Genomic DNA, 20094 nt, shown 5'->3' on the forward strand with positions numbered 1-20094 from the left:
GGATTACTAAAAAGTCTTGGCTCTAAAATCCTGGCTCTAGAAGCAAAGCGATCTTTATTTTTTTACATCTGGTAGATCCACTGCTCTGGATTGAGCTTGGTGGAGTTTTGATAAAGGAGGAAGTGAAGGGTAGTTTTCCCTGTACTGCTGCTTGTAGCCACTTCTCCCAATTCCTGGCCAATACTTACCTGATCTCCTTTTCTCACATAGATCTTATCCAGGTTATTATAAATGGAAATGTAATCTCCATGTCTTACCATCACAGCCTTATTCGCTCCCTTAACAGCCTGGACCTCACTCACAACCCCACCAAATATGGCTTTGGCTTTACCGTTCGGTTCCGTATCTATTCTAACTCCATTACTGTTAATGGTTATTGACTTAACCACCGGGTGAGGCTGGTTTCCAAAACGCATGGAAACGGTTCCCGACCTAACCGGCCACGGCAATTTCCCCTTGTTGCTGGCAAAATTAGCCGCCAATGCTTTTGCCTCGGGAGTCAGTTTGAATATTTCCCGGGAAGTTGAACCTTCTTCTTTATTATTTGCTGCAATAGCTTCGGCAATTATCCTTTCAATTTCCTTGTCAATGGCATTGATCTCCTGTTGCTTCTGGCGGAGTTGAGAAGCAAACTGCCCCTCTTTTTTTCTTACTTCAGCAATTAAGCCTGCCTGGGCTTTTCTGTTCTTCTCCAGCTCGGCTCTTGTTTTCCTATTTTCAGCAATAAGTTGATCCTTGGCTTTTTTCTGCTCAGCAAGACTGTTATTCAGTTTTTGTAATTCTTCGGTGCGGATTTTAATTTCTTCTCCCTGCTGGTGCCTGTAATTGGCATATTGCTTCATGTACTGCAAGCGCTTGTAGGCTTGCAGAAAGTTTTCGGAAGATAAAAGGAACATTACTCTGCTCTGTTGGGATTTACTTTTATATGACCTGGCGATCATCTTGCTGTAGTCTTCTTTTAACTGCTCCAATTCCTTGCGCAGTTCTCCAATTTTATTCTGATTATTGTTTATTTCGCGCGTAAGAAGATTTGCCTGTTGATTGGTCACCCGAATCAGGTTCTCTGTTGACCTTATTTGTTGTTGCAGGTCTTCTACTTCGGTAAGTATAGATTTCTCCTTTTTGAGGTTTGAGGTGCGCAGAGAATTGATCCTGGAAATTTCCTGTTGTAATTCCAACCTGCGTTGCTCAAGCTCTTCTCTCTTATCTGCTTGAGAAAAAGCCTGCAGGGATATCAACATTATAACTGCAACAAGGCAGTACTTAAACAAAATTCGTGTGCTCATTCAATGATAATTTCTTCGTAGCCCGAAGGTATTGAAAAAGGAAATGAAACCGGAACATTAAATTCCACGTTTCTAAAAGTCATATCTATACGGGTATTTTCAGGCCCGTCATTGGCAACTATCTGTATTTGTCCGGGAAATAATTGTCCGCTGATCTTTTGATATTCGGGATAAGTAACGGTCACGCTTCTGTTATCCCGCGGCTGACCCAATTGTTGCGCCAGAGCTTTGAAATTCCCTGCATCCAGCAGAAACATCTTTTTCAAAAGAGCTTCTTGCTCTGGTTCCAGTTGATATCCGCGGGTGGATTCTGTCAATCTGTATCTTTCATCCCTGAGGTCATAAATGGTTTGTCCCAATAGAAGATTCTGCATCTTTTCATAGTCAAGGGGAGTTCCCAGGAGATCACTTAAGAGTCTGAAATCCCCATCAAAATAGGTACGGGTGATCTTTTCGTAGAATTGAACGGAATTCGGCGTGATCATGACCTTGGCCAGCGGTATTCCCAGTAATTGTCCGCTCATCCAGATAGTCTCATCCTTTTTCATCCGGAAAACCACGGTAACACTTTGGCTGCGATCTTCAGTTTGATAATTAAGATTAAGTCTTCCCTGTAAGGTATTGAAATCCACCTCATTTGCATAGTGACTGGCCACAACGGCTGCTACTGCGGCATCTTCGGGGGCAGTGGTTCCCATTTTAGCTTTTCGGGCGCTACCGCAAGAAGTTAAAAACACAATTGAAAGTATGATCAGGGGGAAAAAATGTTTGTAGGTCATTCAGCAATTTTATTGTTTATTATTTTCTGCTTTCTTCAGTGCTTCCGAAGCCTTTTGAGGTTCGCTTAATCCTTTATAGCTTTCTGCCAGTTGGCGGTAAAATTTTCGTTCCAGTTCAGGATCTTCGATCAAATAATCAAGTCCCATGAGCAAATTATCTTCAGCTTTTTTAAACTCCCCGGATGAATTCTGCGCTGTACCCAGCATTAAAAACAACCAGGATTGCGCCGGAAAAATTTCCAGTGCTCTTTCGCTTAGCACCTTGACCTGCTCATAATTCCCGGCTTCAGCTTCCAGGGTGATCACCTCCCGGAAAAGGCCAAAATCATTTTTCTCATTTTTAAGGGCCGTGTTGAAATAATCAAGTGCTACCTCCGGATTTCCCTTTTCCAAGAAAAAGGTACCAAGTTGTTTGTAGACCTTTTGATTATTCTCCTTTTCAGAGAACACCTTTACCAGTCTTATCAAATCTTCTTCCAAAGAAGGATTTTCTGTCACATAAATTAGAAAATCGTTCAACGCCTGATACTTTGTGACTTCATCGATCTGATCACTTCCTAAAAGCACATCCATGGAATTCACAGCTTCCGCAGAATCATCTTTAGTCATATAGAACTTGTAAAGAGCAAGATGTACCAGTTCTGAATCGGGATTTATTTCCAGTAATTGCTGCGCAGTTTCAAAAGCCTTATCAACCTGTCCGCTTTCGCTGTAGACAAAAATGAGGTTCAGGTAATCTTTCTCATCCTGCGGATTCTCACCAATATTCTCCTTCAAATCGCTTATTTGCGCCTCCACATTATTGGTGCGGGCATAGACCTGCCTGCGCAGACTTTCGCGATATGTACTGGAGCCTTTGGTTTTGTCCAGGGAATCCAGGAGACTAAGTGCTGCCTCAAATTGCTCGTTTTGTATATATAGATTTACGAGATCTTCAGAAAATGCTGTATTTATTTTTGCCAGCTCCTTTACTACCGGCAACGCCCGATCGAATTCTTTATTCTGATAATAGGTAGTGTATAACTCTTCCAGCATTGCGGCATTCCCGGGGGCTGCTTTTCTTCCTCGTTCAAGGTAAGCCGCCGCTTCGGCGTACTTTTGAAGCGCGTTGTAATTCTTTCCCAGTTCCAGGTAAACTACAGGTTCTTCGGAATTAAATGCGAGAGCCTGTACCAAAGCATCTATCGCCCGGTCGTAGTTCTCAATTGCCTTTTGCTTTAGTGCCTCAAAAAACTTCTCTTGAAAAGCATCTGTCACATTTCCCAGGCTGTCGCCCGCCATTTCCACCACAGGTTTCTCGGGCACCTGCGCGCTCGCCGGATTCCCGGCAAACAGTAGTGTCAAAAAAGGGACTATGTAAAGAGTTTTTTTCATTCGTCTTTTGCAACAAAGGTTATTCCAGTACAGAATAGTCTCCTATGCTAATTTCAGTAAATTTCCCGTTAAACCTGGCGAAGTTCCCTATCATGGCATTATTCAATTCTGCATTCCTTACTTCGGCAAAGGTTTGGATAAGGCTGTTCTTTACTGTTGAGTCACTTATTTTAGTTCCGTTTCCTACGGAAACATTGGGACCTATTTTAGCATTTTTCAGCACTACATTTTCCCCGATAAAACAGGGCTCAATAATCTCTGAATTTTCCATTTCCACATTTGAGGCCACCAGATCTTCTCCATCTTCCTGCAGGAAATTCAGCATTCTCGTGTTGGTTTCAACCGTCACCTGTTTGTTTCCGCAATCCATCCATTCATCGACCTTTCCGGGAACAAATCTGGCACCCTTAGACTTCATCGCCTGTATCCCGTCATTGATCTGGTACTCACCTCCGCGGATGATGTTCTTGTCAAGTACTTCCTGTAGTTCATTCTTAAGAACAGCTACATCTCTGAAATAGTAGATCCCAATTACTGCAAGATCTGAAACGAAGTCCTGAGGCTTTTCTACAAGATCAACTATTTCCCGCTTCTCATTTAACTGCACTACGCCATATGCTGAAGGGTTTTCCACCTGTTTTACCCATATTACGGCATCGGCTTCTTTATCTAACGTAAAATCGGCCTTAAAAAGTGTATCTGCATAAGCAATTACCGCAGGACCTTCAAGGGAATCCTTTGCACACATAATGGCATGACCGGTGCCAAGAGGTTTATCCTGGTAATATATGGTTCCTTTTGCACCCAGGGTTTTGGCGATTTCCTTTAGATCGGTTTCCACCTTTTCTCCAAAATCCTCACCAATAATAAAAGCGATCTCATCGATCTTTTCATCGAGCACTTTGGCAATGTCTTCTACCAGCCTGTGCACTATAGGTTTACCTGCTATTGGGATTAAAGGTTTTGGAACTGTTAATGTATGTGGGCGAAGCCGCGAACCGCGACCCGCCATGGGAACTATGATCTTCATTTTGTTAGTATTGAGTATTTAGTAGTGAGTATTGAGATGCTCACCTATTTGTTTTTAGTTTGTGGTTTGTTGTTTATTCTCTCCCCCGGCGCCTCTCCGAAGGAAAGGGAAGATTTTCGCTTGTGAAAAATACTGATCACTGCTCACCGAGCACTGAACACTTAAACACCAGTGCTTCCAAAGCCACCTGCACCACGCGTGGTTTCTTCAAGAGTATCCACTTCTTTCCAGGTGATGTGTTCATGGCGGGAGATCACCATCTGGGCGATCCGTTCCCCATCCTGAATGGTGAATTCTTCATTTGATAAGTTGACCAAAATGACTCCTACTTCACCCCTGTAATCGGCATCAACCGTGCCGGGAGAATTGAGGACCGTAATACCTTTCTTGGCAGCCAGTCCGCTTCGGGGTCTCACCTGTGCCTCGTAGCCTACCGGAAGTTCAATAAAAAGTCCGGTTTTAATAACGGCTCTTTCCAGAGGTTTCAAAGTGACGGGTTCGGAAATATTAGCCCGCAGGTCCATTCCGGCAGAAGCACCGGTCTCATAAGCCGGCAATTCATGCCGGGATTTGTTGATTATTTTTACGTTCATTTTCTTTAAATTTTCTTCAGAAGAAACAAAACTATGATTTCTTCAGAAGTAGTTTTAACTGATCCTTTTCAGCGTAATAAATAAGGGCAAAAAAGATAAGAATTAATATACTCCCGAGGTAATAATTATTTCTAAAAAGGTAGAAATAGACAGTGGAAAAACTAATGGAAATAAGCAGATAGCCTCCTATTCGCTTCAGGTCATACGGAATGGGATAGTATTTCCTTCCGAAGTAAAGGGACAGCAGCATCATACTTCCATAAGCCGCCATAGTTGCAATGGCCGATCCTACATAACTGTAATACGGAATAAGCCAGAAGTTGAGCACCAGGGTTACAATCGCTCCAAAAATAGAGATATAACCGGCAAATCTTGTGCGGTCATTCACCTTATACCAAACGGAAAGATTGTGATAGATCCCCAGGAAAAAATTGGCGATAAGGATCATTGGCACCACTATCATGGCGTCCCAATAGGAGGAATCACGAATAAGCAATAGCTTTAGAAGATCTGCAAAAATGGTTACCGTAACCAGGATAACCGCTCCAAAGACAACAAAATATCTGGTGATCAAGGCATAGGTCTTAGTCGCATCTTTTTCTTTTGCATGGCTAAAAAAGAAAGGTTCTATTCCCATTCTAAAAGCTGTTGCAAAGAGTGTCATAAACAGCGCCAGGCGATAACATGCGGCGTAGGCACCAACTTCAGATTTTGCTATGTCCTGGGGCAATAGCCATCCCAGCAGGATCTTGTCGAACACTTCATTAATTACAAATCCTATTCCCGCAATTAAAATAGGCGCACCGTAATTCAGCATTTTTTTCCAGAGGCTGCTGTTGAATGTGTATGGTAGCTTGAAATAGAATGGCAGCATAACGAGCAGCGTCAATGCACTTGCAATAAGATTCGCAATGAAGATGTACGCGATCTCAAAATTGGGAATATATATGGTCTCAAAAAAGGTGTTTTGAGATGCTATTTTTGGAAGGTATACTATGAAGAAAATATTCAGACCGAGATTGACGGCGACATTCCCGATTTTAATAATTGCAAAAGTCCCGGGGCGCTCTGTTGCCCGCAACCATGCAAACGGAATGGTAGAAAGCGCATCGAGTGCAAGAATCAATAGTACGTAAAGGATATAGTGGGAAGCAATGGCAGTGGCAGCCGAGATCTGCTCCATAAATATGAAGCCGAGCATTAAAAAAATAGCTGTCGAACCCATCAGGGAGATGGCCGAAGTAGCCGTAACCTCTTTAGAATATTTCTCCTGGTGGAAAAACCTGAAAAAAGAGGTTTCCATCCCGTAGGCAAGCAGTACATTAAAAACGGCCATCCAGGAGAAAACTATTGCTACCTCTCCAAATCCTTCGGTGGGAAGATATGCCGAATACAGGGGCAGCAACAGGAAGGACAACATCCTGGGCACCACAGTGGCAACTCCATAAATAAAGGTTTGTTTAAATAGCTTCTGAAAAAGCGCCAATAGTCTTTGGTTGAGATTATCTCACAAATGTACTATTAATGCTGAATGTTTTGAGGGTTTTTTACTTTGACATCCCCCGAATCTTTTTTCTGAATATCGGTGAGCCTGAAGTATTTTGACTTTCCGTTTTTGGTGTAATGCACTACTGCCTCTCCTTCTTTAAGCTCAAAAGGTATACGTTCCCTGATAGCCGGGGGTTTATTCCCGTACTCCATCCTAGGGTCTTCATGCATCACAAAATCCCTGTCATGTTCGGCAGAAGCGGTTTTGAACCTGGCGACATAAAGGTTTTCATTAGAAGGATCTTTTTCGAGCATTCCCTTTTTTCCGCGGAAGTAAACAGTATCCAGAACAATCTCTGAACCCTTTTCTACCGGAATAAATAAGTTAAAGCCGGAACCTGCCGCTTTCACTCCTCCGGTCCAGGTAGAATAATATGGCTGCTGAACAACTTTTGGAGGATTCTCCTGAAGCTGTTTTCCATTTGCGCAGTTGCTGAAACTAAAGATCACTAAAAGCGCCGAGAATGAGAGTAGAAAAGGTTTCATGGCCAAAATTATTTATTGTTCCCTTAATTTACTTCAATTTTGATACCAATTAATTTTTTAAGAATAAAGACCGCTTTGCTTCAAGAACCAAGAGCCAAGACCAGATTTATAAAAAATAATTTTTAGTAGATCGTAACGTCATCGATAAAAGTGTAATACTCCTGGCAAACTGTTATAAATAAAAAACTCCGCATCGGGTGATGCGGAGTTTCTAAAAGCTGAACTTCAGCCTTGTAATTTATTTATTTAATGCCTCAGCTCCACCCACGATCTCAAGGATCTCATTGGTAATGGATGCCTGACGGGCTTTATTGTATGATAATTTTAATGAGTCTCTAAGTTCTGTTGCATTATCTGTGGCCTTATGCATCGCAGTCATCCGTGCGCCGTGTTCAGAAGCGAAAGAGTCACGAAGGGCCTTGTAAACCTGCATTTTCAGAGATTTAGGAATTAGTTCCATTACAATCTCTTCCTTAGATGGTTCAAAAATGTAGTCCAAAGTGACATTCTCATCTCTTTCAACCGGAACAATGGGCAAAAATTGCTCTACCTGTACATTTTGTGTCGCGGCGTTCACAAACTGGTTGTAGACGAGGACGATCTTGTCGAACTGACCTTCTACAAAGAGCTGCATCAATTCCGTAGCAATAGCTTCAGCATTTTCAAAGCTAAGATCATCGTAAATGGCAGTTTCAGTCTTATAGATCTTGTGCGTCTTTTTAAGAATGTCATTTGCCTTTTTACCAATCGTATAGAACTCAACGTTCTTATCGCTGTAATCACGATCTGCCACGTATTTCGAGCCTTTAACTATATTCGAGTTAAAAGCACCTGCCAATCCGCGGTTGGAAGAAACTGCTACCATAAGCACCTTGTTCACCTCACGCTGCTCAGAATACTTGCTCGATTGATCACTGTCAAGAGTTGCACTAAGAGACTGAAGTAATTCAGAAAGCTTTTCTGAATACGGCCGCATAGCGGTAATAGCATCCTGCGCCTTGCTCAACTTTGCAGCCGATACCATTTTCATGGCACTGGTGATCTGCATGGTCGAGGAAACCGAGGTAATCCTGCTTCTTAATTCTTTTAAATTGGCCATTGTTTATAGTTATGAGTTTTGAGTTAGGAGTTAGGAGTTCTTAATAATAGACACCAATATTCTCATCAACTCTTCACACTTAGCAATTAAAACTTTACAATCATTTTCTGATGTTGCTTCGATAAGCTCCAACCAGTATTTGGTTTCATCGGCTTCTTTTAAAGCAATACCAAATTTATTCTTGAAATCTTTTGTGCTTACTCCCCTTTGTGCTTCTCTAACATTCGCTCCAATGCTCGTTCCACTTTTTAACAGCTGGGAAGCCAGCTCATATTCATTTTGTTTTTTCAAAGACCGGGTGAAGAAAACTATGTCACAAGCAAACTGAAAACTTTTAATCCTGATTGGGCTTTCTTCCAGTTTGCTCATAACTCATAACTCTTAACTCAGCACTTGAAAAACTATTTTTTATACTTAGCTGAAATCTCCTTAGCTACGTTTGTCAACGTATCTGTGATCTCGTCGTTGATCTTACCTGTCTTTAGTTGATCAAGTACATCTCTGTGCTTGGCATCAAGATACTCCAGGTAATCGTTTTCAAATTCTCTTACTTTCTCAACCGGAACATTTCTCAACAGGTTCTTGGAACCGGCATAGATGATCGCGATCTGCTTTTCAACAGGATAAGGATTGTTTTCTGCCTGTTTAAGGATCTCCACGTTACGCTTACCTTTTTCAATAATGTTAAGGGTCGCAGGATCAAGATCAGATCCGAATTTTGCGAAAGCTTCAAGTTCACGATATTGAGCCTGGTCAAGCTTCAGGGTACCGGCAACTTTCTTCATGGACTTGATCTGTGCAGCACCACCAACACGTGATACAGAAATACCTACGTTAATTGCAGGACGAACCCCCGAGTTAAATAAATCTGAAGTTAAGAAGATCTGCCCATCTGTAATCGAGATCACGTTTGTTGGAATATAAGCCGATACGTCACCTGCCTGAGTCTCAATAAGTGGAAGTGCAGTAAGCGATCCACCACCTTTTACCTTATCTTTTAAAACATCCGGAAGGTCATTCATACTCGCCGCAATATCATCATCGTTAATGATCTTTGCAGCACGCTCAAGAAGTCTAGAGTGAAGGAAGAAAACGTCTCCAGGATATGCCTCACGTCCCGGGGGACGTCTTAGAAGTAAGGAAACCTCACGGTAAGCAACGGCCTGTTTTGAAAGATCATCATAAACGATCAATGCAGGACGTCCTGTATCCCTGAAATATTCTCCGATCGCAGCACCTGCAAAGGGAGCATAAACCTGCATAGGAGCAGGGTCTGATGCGTTTGCAGCAACAATAGTAGTATAGGCAAGAGCTCCCTTATCTTCAAGAGTCTTGGCAATACCGGCCACTGTAGAGGCTTTTTGCCCAATAGCTACATATATACAATACACAGGTTCCCCTGCATCATAAAATTCTTTTTGATTAAGAATTGTGTCAATAACCACGGCAGTTTTACCTGTCTGGCGGTCACCGATCACAAGTTCTCTCTGTCCACGACCAATTGGCACCATAGCATCGATAGATTTGATCCCTGTTTGAAGAGGTTCGGTTACCGGCTGGCGATAAATAACACCCGGCGCCTTTCTTTCAAGTGGCATTTCGAAAGTCTCACCTTCTATAGGTCCTTTTCCGTCGATTGGAGCTCCTAATGTATCAACAACACGTCCAACAATCCCTTCTCCAACTTTTATAGAAGCAATTCTCTGAGTTCTTTTAACTGTAGCTCCTTCCTTCACCTGCTTATAAGGCCCTAAAAGTACCACCCCAACGTTATCTTCTAACAGGTTAAGAACGATCCCTTCCAGTCCACCTTCAAACTCCACCAACTCACCGTATTGTGCATTTGCCAGTCCGTATACGTTGGCGATACCATCCCCTACGTTAAGCACGGTTCCTACTTCGTCCAGAGAAGCCTTAGCCTCAAAACCGGAAAGCTGTTTTTTTAATATCGCTGATACTTCAGCCGGATTAATTTCTGCCATAATTATTTAGAATAAAATGCTGCGCCCGGGCGCAACTGTTTTAATTAAATTTTTGAAACGTATGTATTGTTTTGTAATTCTCTTTTCAGGTTTGTAAGCTGGGAGCGGACACTTCCATTATACTGAATATCCCCTACTCTCAAAATAAAACCGCCAATGATGCCTTCATCAATGATGTTCTCTATTTTGGCTTCATTCCCTGTTAGCTCCTTCACTTTCTGCTGAATTTTCGCCTCAAGTGCAGGCGTAAGAGGAATTGCTGTAGTCACTTTTGCAACCTGCACGCCGTTCATCTCATCATAAAGCCTCTTATAATTAGAGGCCACCAATGGAAGAATATCAAGTCTATTGTTCTCAATGAGAACCTCAAATACTCCTGAAGTAACGCCATTAACAGATCTAAAGATCTCTAAAAGGGCATTTTTCTTCATGTTGTTCTTGATCACAGGGCTCTTTAAAAAGGCTCTAAGGTCACTGCTCTCCTTAATCGTATTATCGATGAGGCTCATATCTTCATTAACCTCACGGGTAACGTTCTTATCCTTCGCCAGGCTCAAAAGGGCTTTGGCATATCTTGCGGCTGCTCTGCTTCCGTGCATAATATTAGTTTAAGGTAACGTCATCAAGCATGTCCTCAACCAGTCTTTCCTGTTTGGCATTGGTTGAAAGCTCTTCCCTTACCACTTTCTCGGCGATCTGAATAGATAATGTTGCTACCTGATTCTTAATATCAGCAAGAGCTGCATTTTTTTCAGTCTGAATAGTCGCTTTGGCCTGCTGGATCATTTTCTCTCCTTCTCTCTGGGCATCTTCCTTAGCTTCTGCAATCATTTTCTCTTTGATCTGCCTTGCTTCCTTGATCATACTGTCACGCTCCATACGAGCTTCCTGTAACAACTTTTCGTTATCTGCCTGAAGATTCTGCATTTCCTTACGGGCATTCTCTGCAGATTCAAGCGCATCCTGAATCCCCTGCTCTCTTGCATTAAGAGCATCTAAAATGGGTTTCCATGCAAGTTTTTTAAGCAAAATTACCAGAACCACCAAAATGATGATCTGCCAGAAAAACAATCCAAAAGAAAAATCGTTGACTAACTTTTCCATATTCTATCTAATTTCTTCTATTGTTTAATTTTTTAATAATTCAAGCTTTGCAGCCAACCGCTGCAAAGCTTGAAATTCTTTCTGATTACTTATACCGCGAAAAGAGCAGCAAAAGCAACACCTTCCAAAAGTGCAGCGATAATAATCATTGCAGTTTGGATTTTACCGGCAGCTTCTGGCTGACGTGCAATTCCTTCCATTGCAGCGCTACCAATCTTACCAAGACCAAAACCGGCTCCAATAATAATTAAACCAGCTCCAATCAAATCTAAATTTAAGGCTTCCATACTTATTTATTAAAAATTAAACTTACTCTTAAAAACGTTATATATTATTATAATACAGGAATGTCTTCGTTGTCGGCAGGATGGTGGTCATCGTGCTCCTCAACCGCCATCCCAATGTAAAGGGCACTAAGCAGTGTGAAGATATAAGCCTGAAGAAATGCTACAAGTAATTCTATAATTGAAATGAAAATTGTAAATCCAAAGAAAGCAGGACCTGCGATCCAGTTTTGGAAAACCACGATCAATCCTAATAAAGTCATAATGATCACGTGACCGGCAGTCATGTTCGCGAAAAGACGTATCATAAGCGCAAATGGCTTTGTGAACATTCCAAGCACTTCAATAGGAGCCAGAATGATCTTCATAGGCACGGGTACTCCCGGCATCCAGAAGATGTGTTTCCAGTAGTCTTTAGTCCCGCTAAACTGAACAATAAAGAAAGTGATGAGGGCCAGCGCCATAGTCACGGCTATATTTCCGGTTACGTTTACTCCCAGCGGTGTCATACCCAGAAGGTTGAGGATCCAGATAAAGAAGAAAACAGTTAAAAGGAATCCGGTATATTTTCTATAGTTCTTACCAATGTTTGGTTTTGCAATCTCATCCCGCACATATAAAACAAGAGGTTCCAATACTCTTCCTGAACCTTTAGGGATGTTCCGATTTTTATATTGTCTGGCCAACCCGCCAAACACAAGAAGCATTAAAATGCTTACTACAAGCATGTAAAGCACATTCTTGGTTATAGAGAAATCCAGAGGCCGTTCATTGGCAGGGAAACCATTTTCATTATATGTAATGGTTCCTTCGGCATCTGTTTTATAAATCTTACTGTGGTAATATCTGTAATGCTGCCCGTCAATTTCAACCAGGTCTTCTCCATGATGGAACCTTCCGGAAGAAAAAACTTTTAATCCGTCATCCCAGATGATCACCGGAAGCGGAAAGCCATAATGAGCTCCGGTTTCCCCGTCAGAAAAGAAATTTACATAATGGGAATCTGCAAGGTGATGATCAATATATTCCTTAATTTCTTCTTCGGTATTGACCTTTGCGTCGCCTCCTTCCTGAGGCTCTTTTGCAGTAAATGCCTGTGAATTAAAGCTCACAAACATTAAAAGACAAGCTAATAAAAAATTCGCAACGTTTTCCTTTTGCATTTTCAGGTGAATTACAGTCCTTTAATTTGGCTGCAAATGTACATAATTATATAAAAATAATTAGCCTAAGCCTTTGAATTGTTTTTTTAGTGAGAAACCGCTGTAATTAGCTGTCATTGCTGAAGTTAGTGCGGTTCAGAATCTTGATGATATAAAAAATTTCCACTATCATACACACTACATAAGGAGCAAAAAAATGCAGGAACACAGATTTTTCAAGAGAAAAATCTGAAGTTTTAATCAGGTAAATAAAGATAGCCAGTTTTACAAATCCACTAATGAGAAAAATGAAACCCAGCTGCTCCTTGAGATGTTCACTGGCTAAGATGATGGTGCTGGTAAAAAGTAATGTGATGCCAATATTGAATTTGTAGGCAAAGTTGATTAGATCCAGGGTTTCGCCGGGATTTAGATATATAAACACCCCATAGTGAATCCCATAACTGGCACCCGCTGCCAGAAACAGTAGGAAACTGAACTTTACAAGATCATTTAATAGTAGGGGATTCAATTATTATAGCGTTTAAGCTGTTTTAGAACCACATAGACCGAAGCGACAAGTCCAAATAGAACAAAGCCAATTGTGAACCAGTTCTTCTCCATAGGATAACGCTCATCGAGCTTTTTACCAATCCAGGCACACAGAAAAATAGTTGCGCCCATTTGGAATGCAATGCCCGAAAAGATAGCCCAGTTCTTAAGCTGACTTTTCTTGTTGTCGTTTTCCTTCTCCTTTTTCATTGTGGATCGTTTTCACTCCACCCCGCATTTCACAGGTTGCATTGAAGGTGGCGCCTGGTTCAACTGCCAGTTTGGAAACAGTGGCGTCTCCTTCTATTAAAGCAGTGCTTCTCAAACTTAAGGTGCCTGATATCTTTAAGGTCCCTGTAAATTTTCCTTCAATATCTGCGTTCTCACATTCGAGCTCGCCTTTGACAAATCCTTCTTTGCCAATGACTATTTTTCCCGGAGTTTTTACAGAGCCTTCGATACAACCATCTATCCGAAAGCCGCCTTTAGCCTCGATATTTCCTGTGATCTTTGTACCGGGAGCAATTTTGTTTTGTTCTTTGCTTATTTCTGCTGTAGACTTTGCCTTTTTTTCCTGATTAAACATTTGTTAGGGGGTGTTTAATGAATTTAAGTAGGTTTCTATGTTCTTGTGGATCTGGGCGATCCGGTAGTTTGGGGTCGAAATATAAAAATAATTTTTGGTAACAGGCTGTTTTTTATTCTTTACAAGATTTTCTGCGAAACCTTTAGCCCTTTGTGCCGATGTAAATCCATGCACTACAACAAAATCCTGATCCTCATTATAAACATCCACCGAAACCTCCTGTGACTCACCCTGTTCTGTGATTATTTCTGAAATTTGCTTTTTCAGTTCAGTGGCATCCTCACGTGCGGCTTTCTCAAACGGAAAAACCAGTTTGAAAGAGGTTACAATAGAATCTGCAGTAAATTCTGAAGCCGAAAGAGAAGGCAGGGCTTTGGTTAATAATTCCTGGGCTTTTTTACCCTCTGAAGCCTGAGGGTAATTTAAAGCTACATAATTTAAACTTTCCCGGTACTTTTCAAATCCGTATAATCTTCCCTCGGCCATAGCTTTGAGCAGTTCGAGCTTTGGCACGATCTCATCTCCTGTGAATTGATTGATCATTTCACTGCTTTCGGTTATTACCGCCTGGTATTCCTGATTTTCATACTTCCTGTAAAGTTCTTCGTAAAGGGCAGTAGGATTATTTTCATCCCGCATAAAACTCTCCGGATTTTCAAGAATTGCTGCGTACCGCGATTCCGGATATCTTACTAAAATGTCATTTTTGAGAGACAGTGCTTTAGCTGTCATTCCCAGCTCATCATAAATCTTATACAAATTGTACTTCGCCGGAATTAACAGGCGTTCCTCCGGATTGTTGTCTAAAAGAAATTCCAGGCGTTCGGCCGCTAATTCGTTCTCTCCAAATTTTTCACGATAAATAAGCCCTAACTGATAGGTAGCAAAATTAAGGTCGCTTTGCAGACTGTCAATCGCAGCCTTATCTTTTGGAAGAGTCGTTAAGTAAGTTTGAGGATCAAATCTTGGATCATTATCAAGGACCTCCGCGACTCCTATTTTATCCAGAGCTGCGCCCTGCCCTGCTGTTCTGCGGGTTCGCCAGTTATCTGCAAGTTCTCTGTCACCCCACCGCCGGAAGAATTCCTGTTTTCCATAAGCCACGGCCGTAGCGTTATAGAAGTAGAATGAAGAGCCGGGATTGGGAACACCGGGCATAGCAGGACGTTTATTTTCAAAGAAATTCTCGGCAGCTGCCTGTTGTGTGGGTTTTTCAGCCTCACTGCTTGCTTTTTCCCTCAGTTTATCTGTATAATCTGTAAAATATGCCAACTGCTTTTCTTCAGGAAGAGAGGCGAGATACAGGATACTATCTGCTTCCCTGGCCATATTTTCATAATAGATCACGTCTTCCAGGTTATCCCTCTTTCTTTTAATCAGCCTGTACTCCCGGGAATTGGTCGACAGTTTTGTAAGCGTACTATCGTAATAGGCTCCCGCAACTTCATAATTGGCTGCATCAAAATTAATGTTTCCAAGGGTTTCATAATCCAGGGACTGTAGATATGCATTATTGGAAGGTGTGCGCAGGGAACGGTTATAATAATCAACAGCGAGACGTATGGAATCCTGCCGGTAATGAAATTCGGCCAGCTGGAAATATATCTTGTCAAGATAAGGTCGGTTCTCACGATCTCCTGCAAGAGAATTCAACTGTTCCAGTACTTCAGCTTTTTTGTCTGAAGTAGCATCCATAAATTCGATTTGCCTGACCATGGCATTGACTAAATAGATTCGCGGTATCTTTCTATTAAGATCAATTACCTGGTCAAAGGCATAAGAAGCACTATCCGGTTTGCCTAACACATCATAAAGTTGGCCGGTAATATACCAGTAGCGTCCTTTTTTATTATTGACTTCAGTAAGTTCTGCAGCCTTTTTAATATGTGCAAGAGAACTGTCCTGGGCGCCAATGTTGAGATAAGCCTGTGCTAACATGGCCGAAGCCTCTGCCCTGTCGGCCTTGTCAAGCCGCTCTGCTTGCAGGATCTTTTTGAGATTTCTGATAGCTACCTCATCAAATTCCAGGCGCATATTTGTTTTTTCACGCCATATTCTTGCCTCATTGATAGTATTGCTCAGTGGATATTTATGCAGGATATAATTGAAAGCTTCAAGCGCCGGGACAAATCTTTGATCATAATATCTTGCTTTTCCCAGGAGAAGGTACGCCTCGTCGATCTGCGGATTCTTTTCACTTCCTTCTATTAACATGGAGTGCCTCTGGATAGCCTTCACGGCTTTTTCCTCGGCCACCAGAAAATTAGGATTGATGTTCTCCCCGGGAGCCATCACCTGTTCCCTAATTTCCATACGTTCTACCGGTAAGATGTCCCAGTAGTTATCAAGGTAACGATCATTAAGCGCCTCGATTCCCAGTTCAAGAGCCAGATTTCCGTTATACAGGGTATTATATTCGGCGGTCACAGCATGCCAGTTACGATTAAGAAAAGTATTCTTCTTTCTCGAACAGCCTGTTATAGCAATCAACAGGAATAAAATGGCAGTAGTTTTTATAAATACTTTCAAATCAGCTGATTCTTCTTATTAGCAATAACTTATATGCGTCGCAATTATTATTGCAGTAGGTAAAAATAGTTAAATTTTCCGGGCTGTGGAGAGGTGGGAAATGAATCTGTTTCTGAAGGTTCTTATTGCAATCAAATACGACTTATACCTGCTTCTGAGGTACATCCTCCTCAAGGGTATTCTCTTCTTTTCCTGCTGCCCCGGCAAAATACTGCTCGAGTTCTTTTAGAGTTGCTTCAGAAGTCCTGATATCGTTTACAATTCGCCCTTTGTCCAGTACCACTATTCGCTCACAGACTTCGGTCACGTGAATAAGATCATGACTGGAAATGAGAATAGTCATTTCAGAATTCTCTAAAAGCTCACGGATTAAGGCTTTTAGCCGAATTTGGGTGGTGGGATCGAGATTCGCAAAAGGTTCATCAAGAATAACAACTTCGGGCTCACCTATCAAAGCAGCAACGATTCCAACCTTCTTTTGATTTCCCTTGGAAAGATCACGCAAATACTTCTTCCTGCCAAGAATTTCTCCATTGAAGAATTCCTCAAAATTTTGAAGGAATTTGGTCACATCGCCACTATTCCGGTTGCGAAGCTCCCCTACAAATTTGAAATACTCCTCGGGTGTGAGATAACCAATCAGGAAGCTTTCATCAATAAAAGAAGCTGTAAAAGGTTTCCATTCCTCGCTCTGACTAACGGTAATTTCATTGTTAAATACATTCCCCGTGGTTGGTTGAATAAGATCCAGTAAAAGGCTGAAAAAAGTAGTTTTCCCTGCACCATTATTCCCCACTAATCCAAAACTCTGCCCCTTCGGGATTTCAAGATGCTCAATATTGAGAACCTGAGTCCCGCTGTAAACCTTTGAAAGATTGGTAACTGTTATCATCCTATTCTCCTGTTTGTTTAAAGCCATTGATCATGGCATATTTGTTTTTCCTATACGATTCCACAACCATATCCATAATTGCACTTCTCAGAATTATACCTAATAATCCCAAACCTGCCAATACGATCACTCCTACTTCAAAGGATACAAATTTATTCAGGATCCAGAATAGCAGAATAGGGATGATCATTAAAGGCAAACCTACCAGCCATTGTGCTGCGCCTGTACCCTGGTAATTCATAAATGGACTTTTCTCCAGGTCAATTCTTTTACGGTTAAAAGAGCCGGAAAACAGCAACACCGGAACATTAATCCCAATATTATATACAGCACAGGCGATATTAATGATCAGTATCTTCCACCCAAAGAATGCATAAGGAGTAGTAAGTATGGTCAACACTATTACACTAAAACTAAGTAAGGCTGCTTTTGAAGCCAGATACTGTTTTAATGGAATATTTTGCGCCATCATCATGGAATAATAGGAAGAATCCCAGGCCGGAATGAATTGCCCGTAATTGATCATGAAAATTCCTGTCATGAAAATACCAACAAAGACGAAGATGGCAGGCATATTCTGATATGTTTCCTCCGGATAAAAGATCATTCCATAGCCCATTATAAGGAGGGAGATAAAAATGAGCGTTTTTGGTCTTTTATTCCTCCAGATGAGTTTAAGGTCCAGCTGAAGGAAAGGTGCAATGTCTCCAAATTTCCGTAACCATTGAAAATCCTGTGACCTGGCTTCTTTAGTTTTTCCTTTTAAGGATTCATCCAGATAGAACCTGCTTTCGAGTACTTTTTGATTCCACTTGAAAAGAACAAAAACCAATAAAACCGGAAGCAGTGCCAAAAACGGCATTTCCAGTACAGCATTCATACCCCCGGCAAAGCTTTCAGTTATACTCCAAAAACCTAGTCTCTCCAGGCTGTAGAATAGAAGCACCACTAACAAGTATGGTAGCAGAGCCTTAAGATCATCAGCGAATTTCTTCTTCAGCAAAAAGTTGATATAATTCACATTTAGTACAAGCGCATATACTGCAACAGTCCATCCAAGCATGGAAATTATCGAAATCCCTGTTCTATGTTGGGTGAAAACGGCAAATGGAATTATTAAAAGAAGAGGCAAAAAGTTGAAAAAGGAGAAAAGCGATCTTAGAAGAACGTAATTTACCACTTTGCGCTTTGCAATTGGTAAGGAAAGTAAAGGCTTAATACTCATAACCGGCAAGGATTGCAGCATGAACCTCATCACCAGTTCCAGCGCCAGGTATATCAGGATCCACCTGTTAACAATGTTCAAAGGCTCCCCGCCGGGAAAAACTTCTTCCAGGATGGGGTAAAGACCTATTCCCAGAAAAAGAAAAACAATGGAAAAATAAATGGCAATAAAGGCCATAAAGATCTTTAACCCCAGACTTTTCCCAAAACTGGCAGAGCGGGTAAAAGCATTCCACTGCAGAGAAAGGAAATGTTTGAACATAATATTGCTTTATACTACAAGTGTGGAAATTTACAACTTTGTTACAGAATTAAATTTTGATACTTTGTATTTTTGCGCTCAAATACCTAAAAAATGAGCAAATTCTTTCCGCTAAGGATCAAAAATATTATTAGGGAAACAGAGGAGGCAGTAAGTCTCGAATTTGAAATACCACAGGAATTAAAATCCCAATTCAGCTTTAAAGCCGGCCAGTATGTTACTGTCAAGACAGAAATAGACGGCCAGGAAGTACGTCGTGCGTATTCTCTGTGCACCCCTCCTACAGATGAAACCTTTAAGGTGACGGTAAAGGAAGTAAAAGGTGGAACTTTTTCGGTCCTCGCCAATAATAAACTGAAGGTCGGTGATGTGCTCGAAGTGCATCCTCCCGAAGGAAAATTTATTTTCGAGCCCGTGCAGGATGGCCATCCTCATTCCTATGCCGCCTTTGCTGCCGGAAGCGGGATCACTCCGGTACTATCAATCCTGAAAACGGTTCTTCAACAGGAAAAACACAGCCGCTTCGTATTGATCTATGGAAACCGGACACCAGATGAAACCATCTTCTTCAAAGAACTACTCGAACTCCAAATGGAGCACCCGGACAGGTTGTTCATCGAATTTGTTTACAGCCGTACCAAAGAAGAGGATTCTCACTACGGAAGAATTGATGAAAGCACCGTAAATTATGTGCTTAAAAACCGTTTTAAAGACACTGCTTTTACCAAATTCTACCTTTGCGGACCAGAGGAGATGATCAATAAAGTTTCTGAAGTACTTCAAAAGAATGATATCAAAAAGGAGCAGGTACTTTTTGAACTTTTCAATACCGAAGTTGAGGGAGAAGTAAAATCTGATCTTAAAGGAGATACAAACCTTACGATCAAGGTTGATGATGAAGAAGTGGTATTGTCTATGCCAAAGAATAAAACTGTCCTGCAGGTAGCACTTGAACACGGGCTGGATGTTCCCTATTCCTGCCAGGGGGGTATCTGCAGCAGCTGCGTCGCCCGGATTGTAGAAGGAACGGCCGAAATGGAAAAAAATTCCATTCTTGTAGATAGCGAAATTGAAGAAGGTCTTGTTCTCACCTGTCAGGCACACCCAACCTCAGCAACTCTCAAGGTGGATTATGATGATGTCTAAGCCCCCAACCCCCAAAAGGGGGAGTATTGAGAAGTTAGTATTGAGTATTGAGATCTTGGATCTTATAAAAAGGACAGGCTCCAAAAATGCCATTTTTGAAGTCTCTTATTTTAAGGTTTCTTGTTGACCTCCCTGTTAACTATTAACTTATAACTATTAACCAAATTGGAATTTGGCCCTCCTTCGCTCCTCTGCC

The 20094-nt window shown here is 41.5% G+C and carries 21 protein-coding genes; 1 reads left to right on the forward strand and 20 read right to left on the reverse strand.

Annotation, left to right across the window (positions count from 1 at the left end; translation table 11 throughout):
* Window positions 1-62: 62 nt before the first annotated feature.
* From G564_RS0102875 to G564_RS0102970, 20 genes are all read right to left on the reverse strand, one after another.
* Entirely contained in the window at window positions 63-1286 is a 1224-nt protein-coding gene (locus G564_RS0102875) for a murein hydrolase activator EnvC family protein (protein ID WP_037373376.1), read from the reverse strand.
* Window positions 1283-2065 (reverse strand): DUF4292 domain-containing protein, encoded by a 783-nt coding sequence (locus tag G564_RS0102880; protein WP_029036333.1) that lies wholly within the window; start codon window positions 2063-2065, stop codon window positions 1283-1285. Before G564_RS0102880 ends, G564_RS0102875 begins: the two co-directional genes overlap by 4 nt.
* Before the next feature lie 9 nt (window positions 2066-2074).
* Window positions 2075-3439 (reverse strand): tetratricopeptide repeat protein, encoded by a 1365-nt coding sequence (locus tag G564_RS0102885; RefSeq protein ID WP_029036334.1) that lies wholly within the window; start codon window positions 3437-3439, stop codon window positions 2075-2077.
* 19 nt (window positions 3440-3458) lie between these two features.
* Entirely contained in the window at window positions 3459-4469 is a 1011-nt protein-coding gene (locus G564_RS0102890; protein ID WP_029036335.1) for a sugar phosphate nucleotidyltransferase, read from the reverse strand.
* A 161-nt stretch (window positions 4470-4630) separates the two neighbouring features.
* The gene (gene dut / locus G564_RS0102895) at window positions 4631-5062 is read right to left on the reverse strand and encodes a dUTP diphosphatase (protein ID WP_029036336.1); all 432 of its coding nucleotides are present in this window, start codon (window positions 5060-5062) and stop codon (window positions 4631-4633) included.
* A gap of 31 nt (window positions 5063-5093) precedes the next feature.
* A complete protein-coding gene (locus G564_RS0102900) occupies window positions 5094-6548 on the reverse strand; it encodes an oligosaccharide flippase family protein (RefSeq protein ID WP_029036337.1) in 1455 nt (484 codons plus the stop codon).
* A 35-nt stretch (window positions 6549-6583) separates the two neighbouring features.
* Window positions 6584-7096 (reverse strand): hypothetical protein, encoded by a 513-nt coding sequence (locus G564_RS0102905; RefSeq protein WP_029036338.1) that lies wholly within the window; start codon window positions 7094-7096, stop codon window positions 6584-6586.
* A 238-nt stretch (window positions 7097-7334) separates the two neighbouring features.
* The gene (atpG, locus tag G564_RS0102910) at window positions 7335-8195 is read right to left on the reverse strand and encodes an ATP synthase F1 subunit gamma (protein ID WP_029036339.1); all 861 of its coding nucleotides are present in this window, start codon (window positions 8193-8195) and stop codon (window positions 7335-7337) included.
* Window positions 8196-8225: 30 nt separating this feature from the next.
* Window positions 8226-8564 carry a four helix bundle protein gene (locus G564_RS0102915; protein ID WP_029036340.1) on the reverse strand — a complete coding sequence of 113 codons (339 nt, stop codon included), beginning with the start codon at window positions 8562-8564 and terminating at the stop codon, window positions 8226-8228.
* A gap of 32 nt (window positions 8565-8596) precedes the next feature.
* Entirely contained in the window at window positions 8597-10177 is a 1581-nt protein-coding gene (atpA, locus tag G564_RS0102920) for a F0F1 ATP synthase subunit alpha (RefSeq protein ID WP_029036341.1), read from the reverse strand.
* Between the two features lie 44 nt (window positions 10178-10221).
* On the reverse strand, window positions 10222-10776 hold the full coding sequence (atpH, locus tag G564_RS0102925; RefSeq protein ID WP_029036342.1) for an ATP synthase F1 subunit delta: 555 nt from the start codon (window positions 10774-10776) through the stop codon (window positions 10222-10224).
* 4 nt (window positions 10777-10780) lie between these two features.
* The gene (locus G564_RS0102930; RefSeq protein WP_029036343.1) at window positions 10781-11281 is read right to left on the reverse strand and encodes a F0F1 ATP synthase subunit B; all 501 of its coding nucleotides are present in this window, start codon (window positions 11279-11281) and stop codon (window positions 10781-10783) included.
* An 89-nt stretch (window positions 11282-11370) separates the two neighbouring features.
* Window positions 11371-11568: an ATP synthase F0 subunit C gene (gene atpE / locus G564_RS0102935; RefSeq protein ID WP_029036344.1), complete on the reverse strand. Its 198-nt coding sequence runs from the start codon at window positions 11566-11568 to the stop codon at window positions 11371-11373.
* Window positions 11569-11615: 47 nt separating this feature from the next.
* Window positions 11616-12728 (reverse strand): F0F1 ATP synthase subunit A, encoded by a 1113-nt coding sequence (gene atpB / locus G564_RS0102940; RefSeq protein ID WP_029036345.1) that lies wholly within the window; start codon window positions 12726-12728, stop codon window positions 11616-11618.
* Window positions 12729-12834: 106 nt separating this feature from the next.
* Complete coding sequence (locus G564_RS19770) at window positions 12835-13239, reverse strand: hypothetical protein (RefSeq protein WP_051205271.1); 405 nt, start codon at window positions 13237-13239, stop codon at window positions 12835-12837.
* A complete protein-coding gene (locus tag G564_RS0102950) occupies window positions 13236-13469 on the reverse strand; it encodes an AtpZ/AtpI family protein (protein WP_029036346.1) in 234 nt (77 codons plus the stop codon). Before G564_RS0102950 ends, G564_RS19770 begins: the two co-directional genes overlap by 4 nt.
* Window positions 13426-13845 carry a bactofilin family protein gene (locus tag G564_RS0102955; RefSeq protein WP_029036347.1) on the reverse strand — a complete coding sequence of 140 codons (420 nt, stop codon included), beginning with the start codon at window positions 13843-13845 and terminating at the stop codon, window positions 13426-13428. Before G564_RS0102955 ends, G564_RS0102950 begins: the two co-directional genes overlap by 44 nt.
* A gap of 3 nt (window positions 13846-13848) precedes the next feature.
* Window positions 13849-16374 carry a type IX secretion system periplasmic lipoprotein PorW/SprE gene (porW, locus tag G564_RS0102960; RefSeq protein ID WP_037373379.1) on the reverse strand — a complete coding sequence of 842 codons (2526 nt, stop codon included), beginning with the start codon at window positions 16372-16374 and terminating at the stop codon, window positions 13849-13851.
* 142 nt (window positions 16375-16516) lie between these two features.
* On the reverse strand, window positions 16517-17266 hold the full coding sequence (locus tag G564_RS0102965) for an ABC transporter ATP-binding protein (protein ID WP_029036349.1): 750 nt from the start codon (window positions 17264-17266) through the stop codon (window positions 16517-16519).
* A 1-nt stretch (window position 17267) separates the two neighbouring features.
* Complete coding sequence (locus G564_RS0102970) at window positions 17268-18752, reverse strand: DUF5687 family protein (RefSeq protein WP_029036350.1); 1485 nt, start codon at window positions 18750-18752, stop codon at window positions 17268-17270.
* Between the two features lie 93 nt (window positions 18753-18845).
* Between G564_RS0102970 and G564_RS0102975 the strand changes: the two genes are divergently transcribed.
* Window positions 18846-19898: a ferredoxin--NADP reductase gene (locus G564_RS0102975; RefSeq protein WP_029036351.1), complete on the forward strand. Its 1053-nt coding sequence runs from the start codon at window positions 18846-18848 to the stop codon at window positions 19896-19898.
* The last annotated feature ends 196 nt before the right edge of the window (window positions 19899-20094 follow it).

This window comes from Salinimicrobium xinjiangense DSM 19287, from assembly GCF_000423585.1.
In the GTDB taxonomy this organism is placed as follows: domain Bacteria; phylum Bacteroidota; class Bacteroidia; order Flavobacteriales; family Flavobacteriaceae; genus Salinimicrobium; species Salinimicrobium xinjiangense.

Coding starts and splice junctions, on each gene's coding strand:
- G564_RS0102875 (WP_037373376.1), bottom strand. CDS start 1,286: ATGAGCACACGAATTTTGTTTAAGTACTGCCTTGTTGCAGTTATAATG.
- G564_RS0102880 (WP_029036333.1), bottom strand. CDS start 2,065: ATGACCTACAAACATTTTTTCCCCCTGATCATACTTTCAATTGTGTTT.
- G564_RS0102885 (WP_029036334.1), bottom strand. CDS start 3,439: ATGAAAAAAACTCTTTACATAGTCCCTTTTTTGACACTACTGTTTGCC.
- G564_RS0102890 (WP_029036335.1), bottom strand. CDS start 4,469: ATGAAGATCATAGTTCCCATGGCGGGTCGCGGTTCGCGGCTTCGCCCA.
- dut (WP_029036336.1), bottom strand. CDS start 5,062: ATGAACGTAAAAATAATCAACAAATCCCGGCATGAATTGCCGGCTTAT.
- G564_RS0102905 (WP_029036338.1), bottom strand. CDS start 7,096: ATGAAACCTTTTCTACTCTCATTCTCGGCGCTTTTAGTGATCTTTAGT.
- atpG (WP_029036339.1), bottom strand. CDS start 8,195: ATGGCCAATTTAAAAGAATTAAGAAGCAGGATTACCTCGGTTTCCTCG.
- G564_RS0102915 (WP_029036340.1), bottom strand. CDS start 8,564: ATGAGCAAACTGGAAGAAAGCCCAATCAGGATTAAAAGTTTTCAGTTT.
- atpA (WP_029036341.1), bottom strand. CDS start 10,177: ATGGCAGAAATTAATCCGGCTGAAGTATCAGCGATATTAAAAAAACAG.
- atpH (WP_029036342.1), bottom strand. CDS start 10,776: ATGCACGGAAGCAGAGCAGCCGCAAGATATGCCAAAGCCCTTTTGAGC.
- G564_RS0102930 (WP_029036343.1), bottom strand. CDS start 11,281: ATGGAAAAGTTAGTCAACGATTTTTCTTTTGGATTGTTTTTCTGGCAG.
- atpE (WP_029036344.1), bottom strand. CDS start 11,568: ATGGAAGCCTTAAATTTAGATTTGATTGGAGCTGGTTTAATTATTATT.
- atpB (WP_029036345.1), bottom strand. CDS start 12,728: ATGCAAAAGGAAAACGTTGCGAATTTTTTATTAGCTTGTCTTTTAATG.
- G564_RS0102950 (WP_029036346.1), bottom strand. CDS start 13,469: ATGAAAAAGGAGAAGGAAAACGACAACAAGAAAAGTCAGCTTAAGAAC.
- G564_RS0102955 (WP_029036347.1), bottom strand. CDS start 13,845: ATGTTTAATCAGGAAAAAAAGGCAAAGTCTACAGCAGAAATAAGCAAA.
- G564_RS0102965 (WP_029036349.1), bottom strand. CDS start 17,266: ATGATAACAGTTACCAATCTTTCAAAGGTTTACAGCGGGACTCAGGTT.
- G564_RS0102970 (WP_029036350.1), bottom strand. CDS start 18,752: ATGTTCAAACATTTCCTTTCTCTGCAGTGGAATGCTTTTACCCGCTCT.
- G564_RS0102975 (WP_029036351.1), top strand. CDS start 18,846: ATGAGCAAATTCTTTCCGCTAAGGATCAAAAATATTATTAGGGAAACA.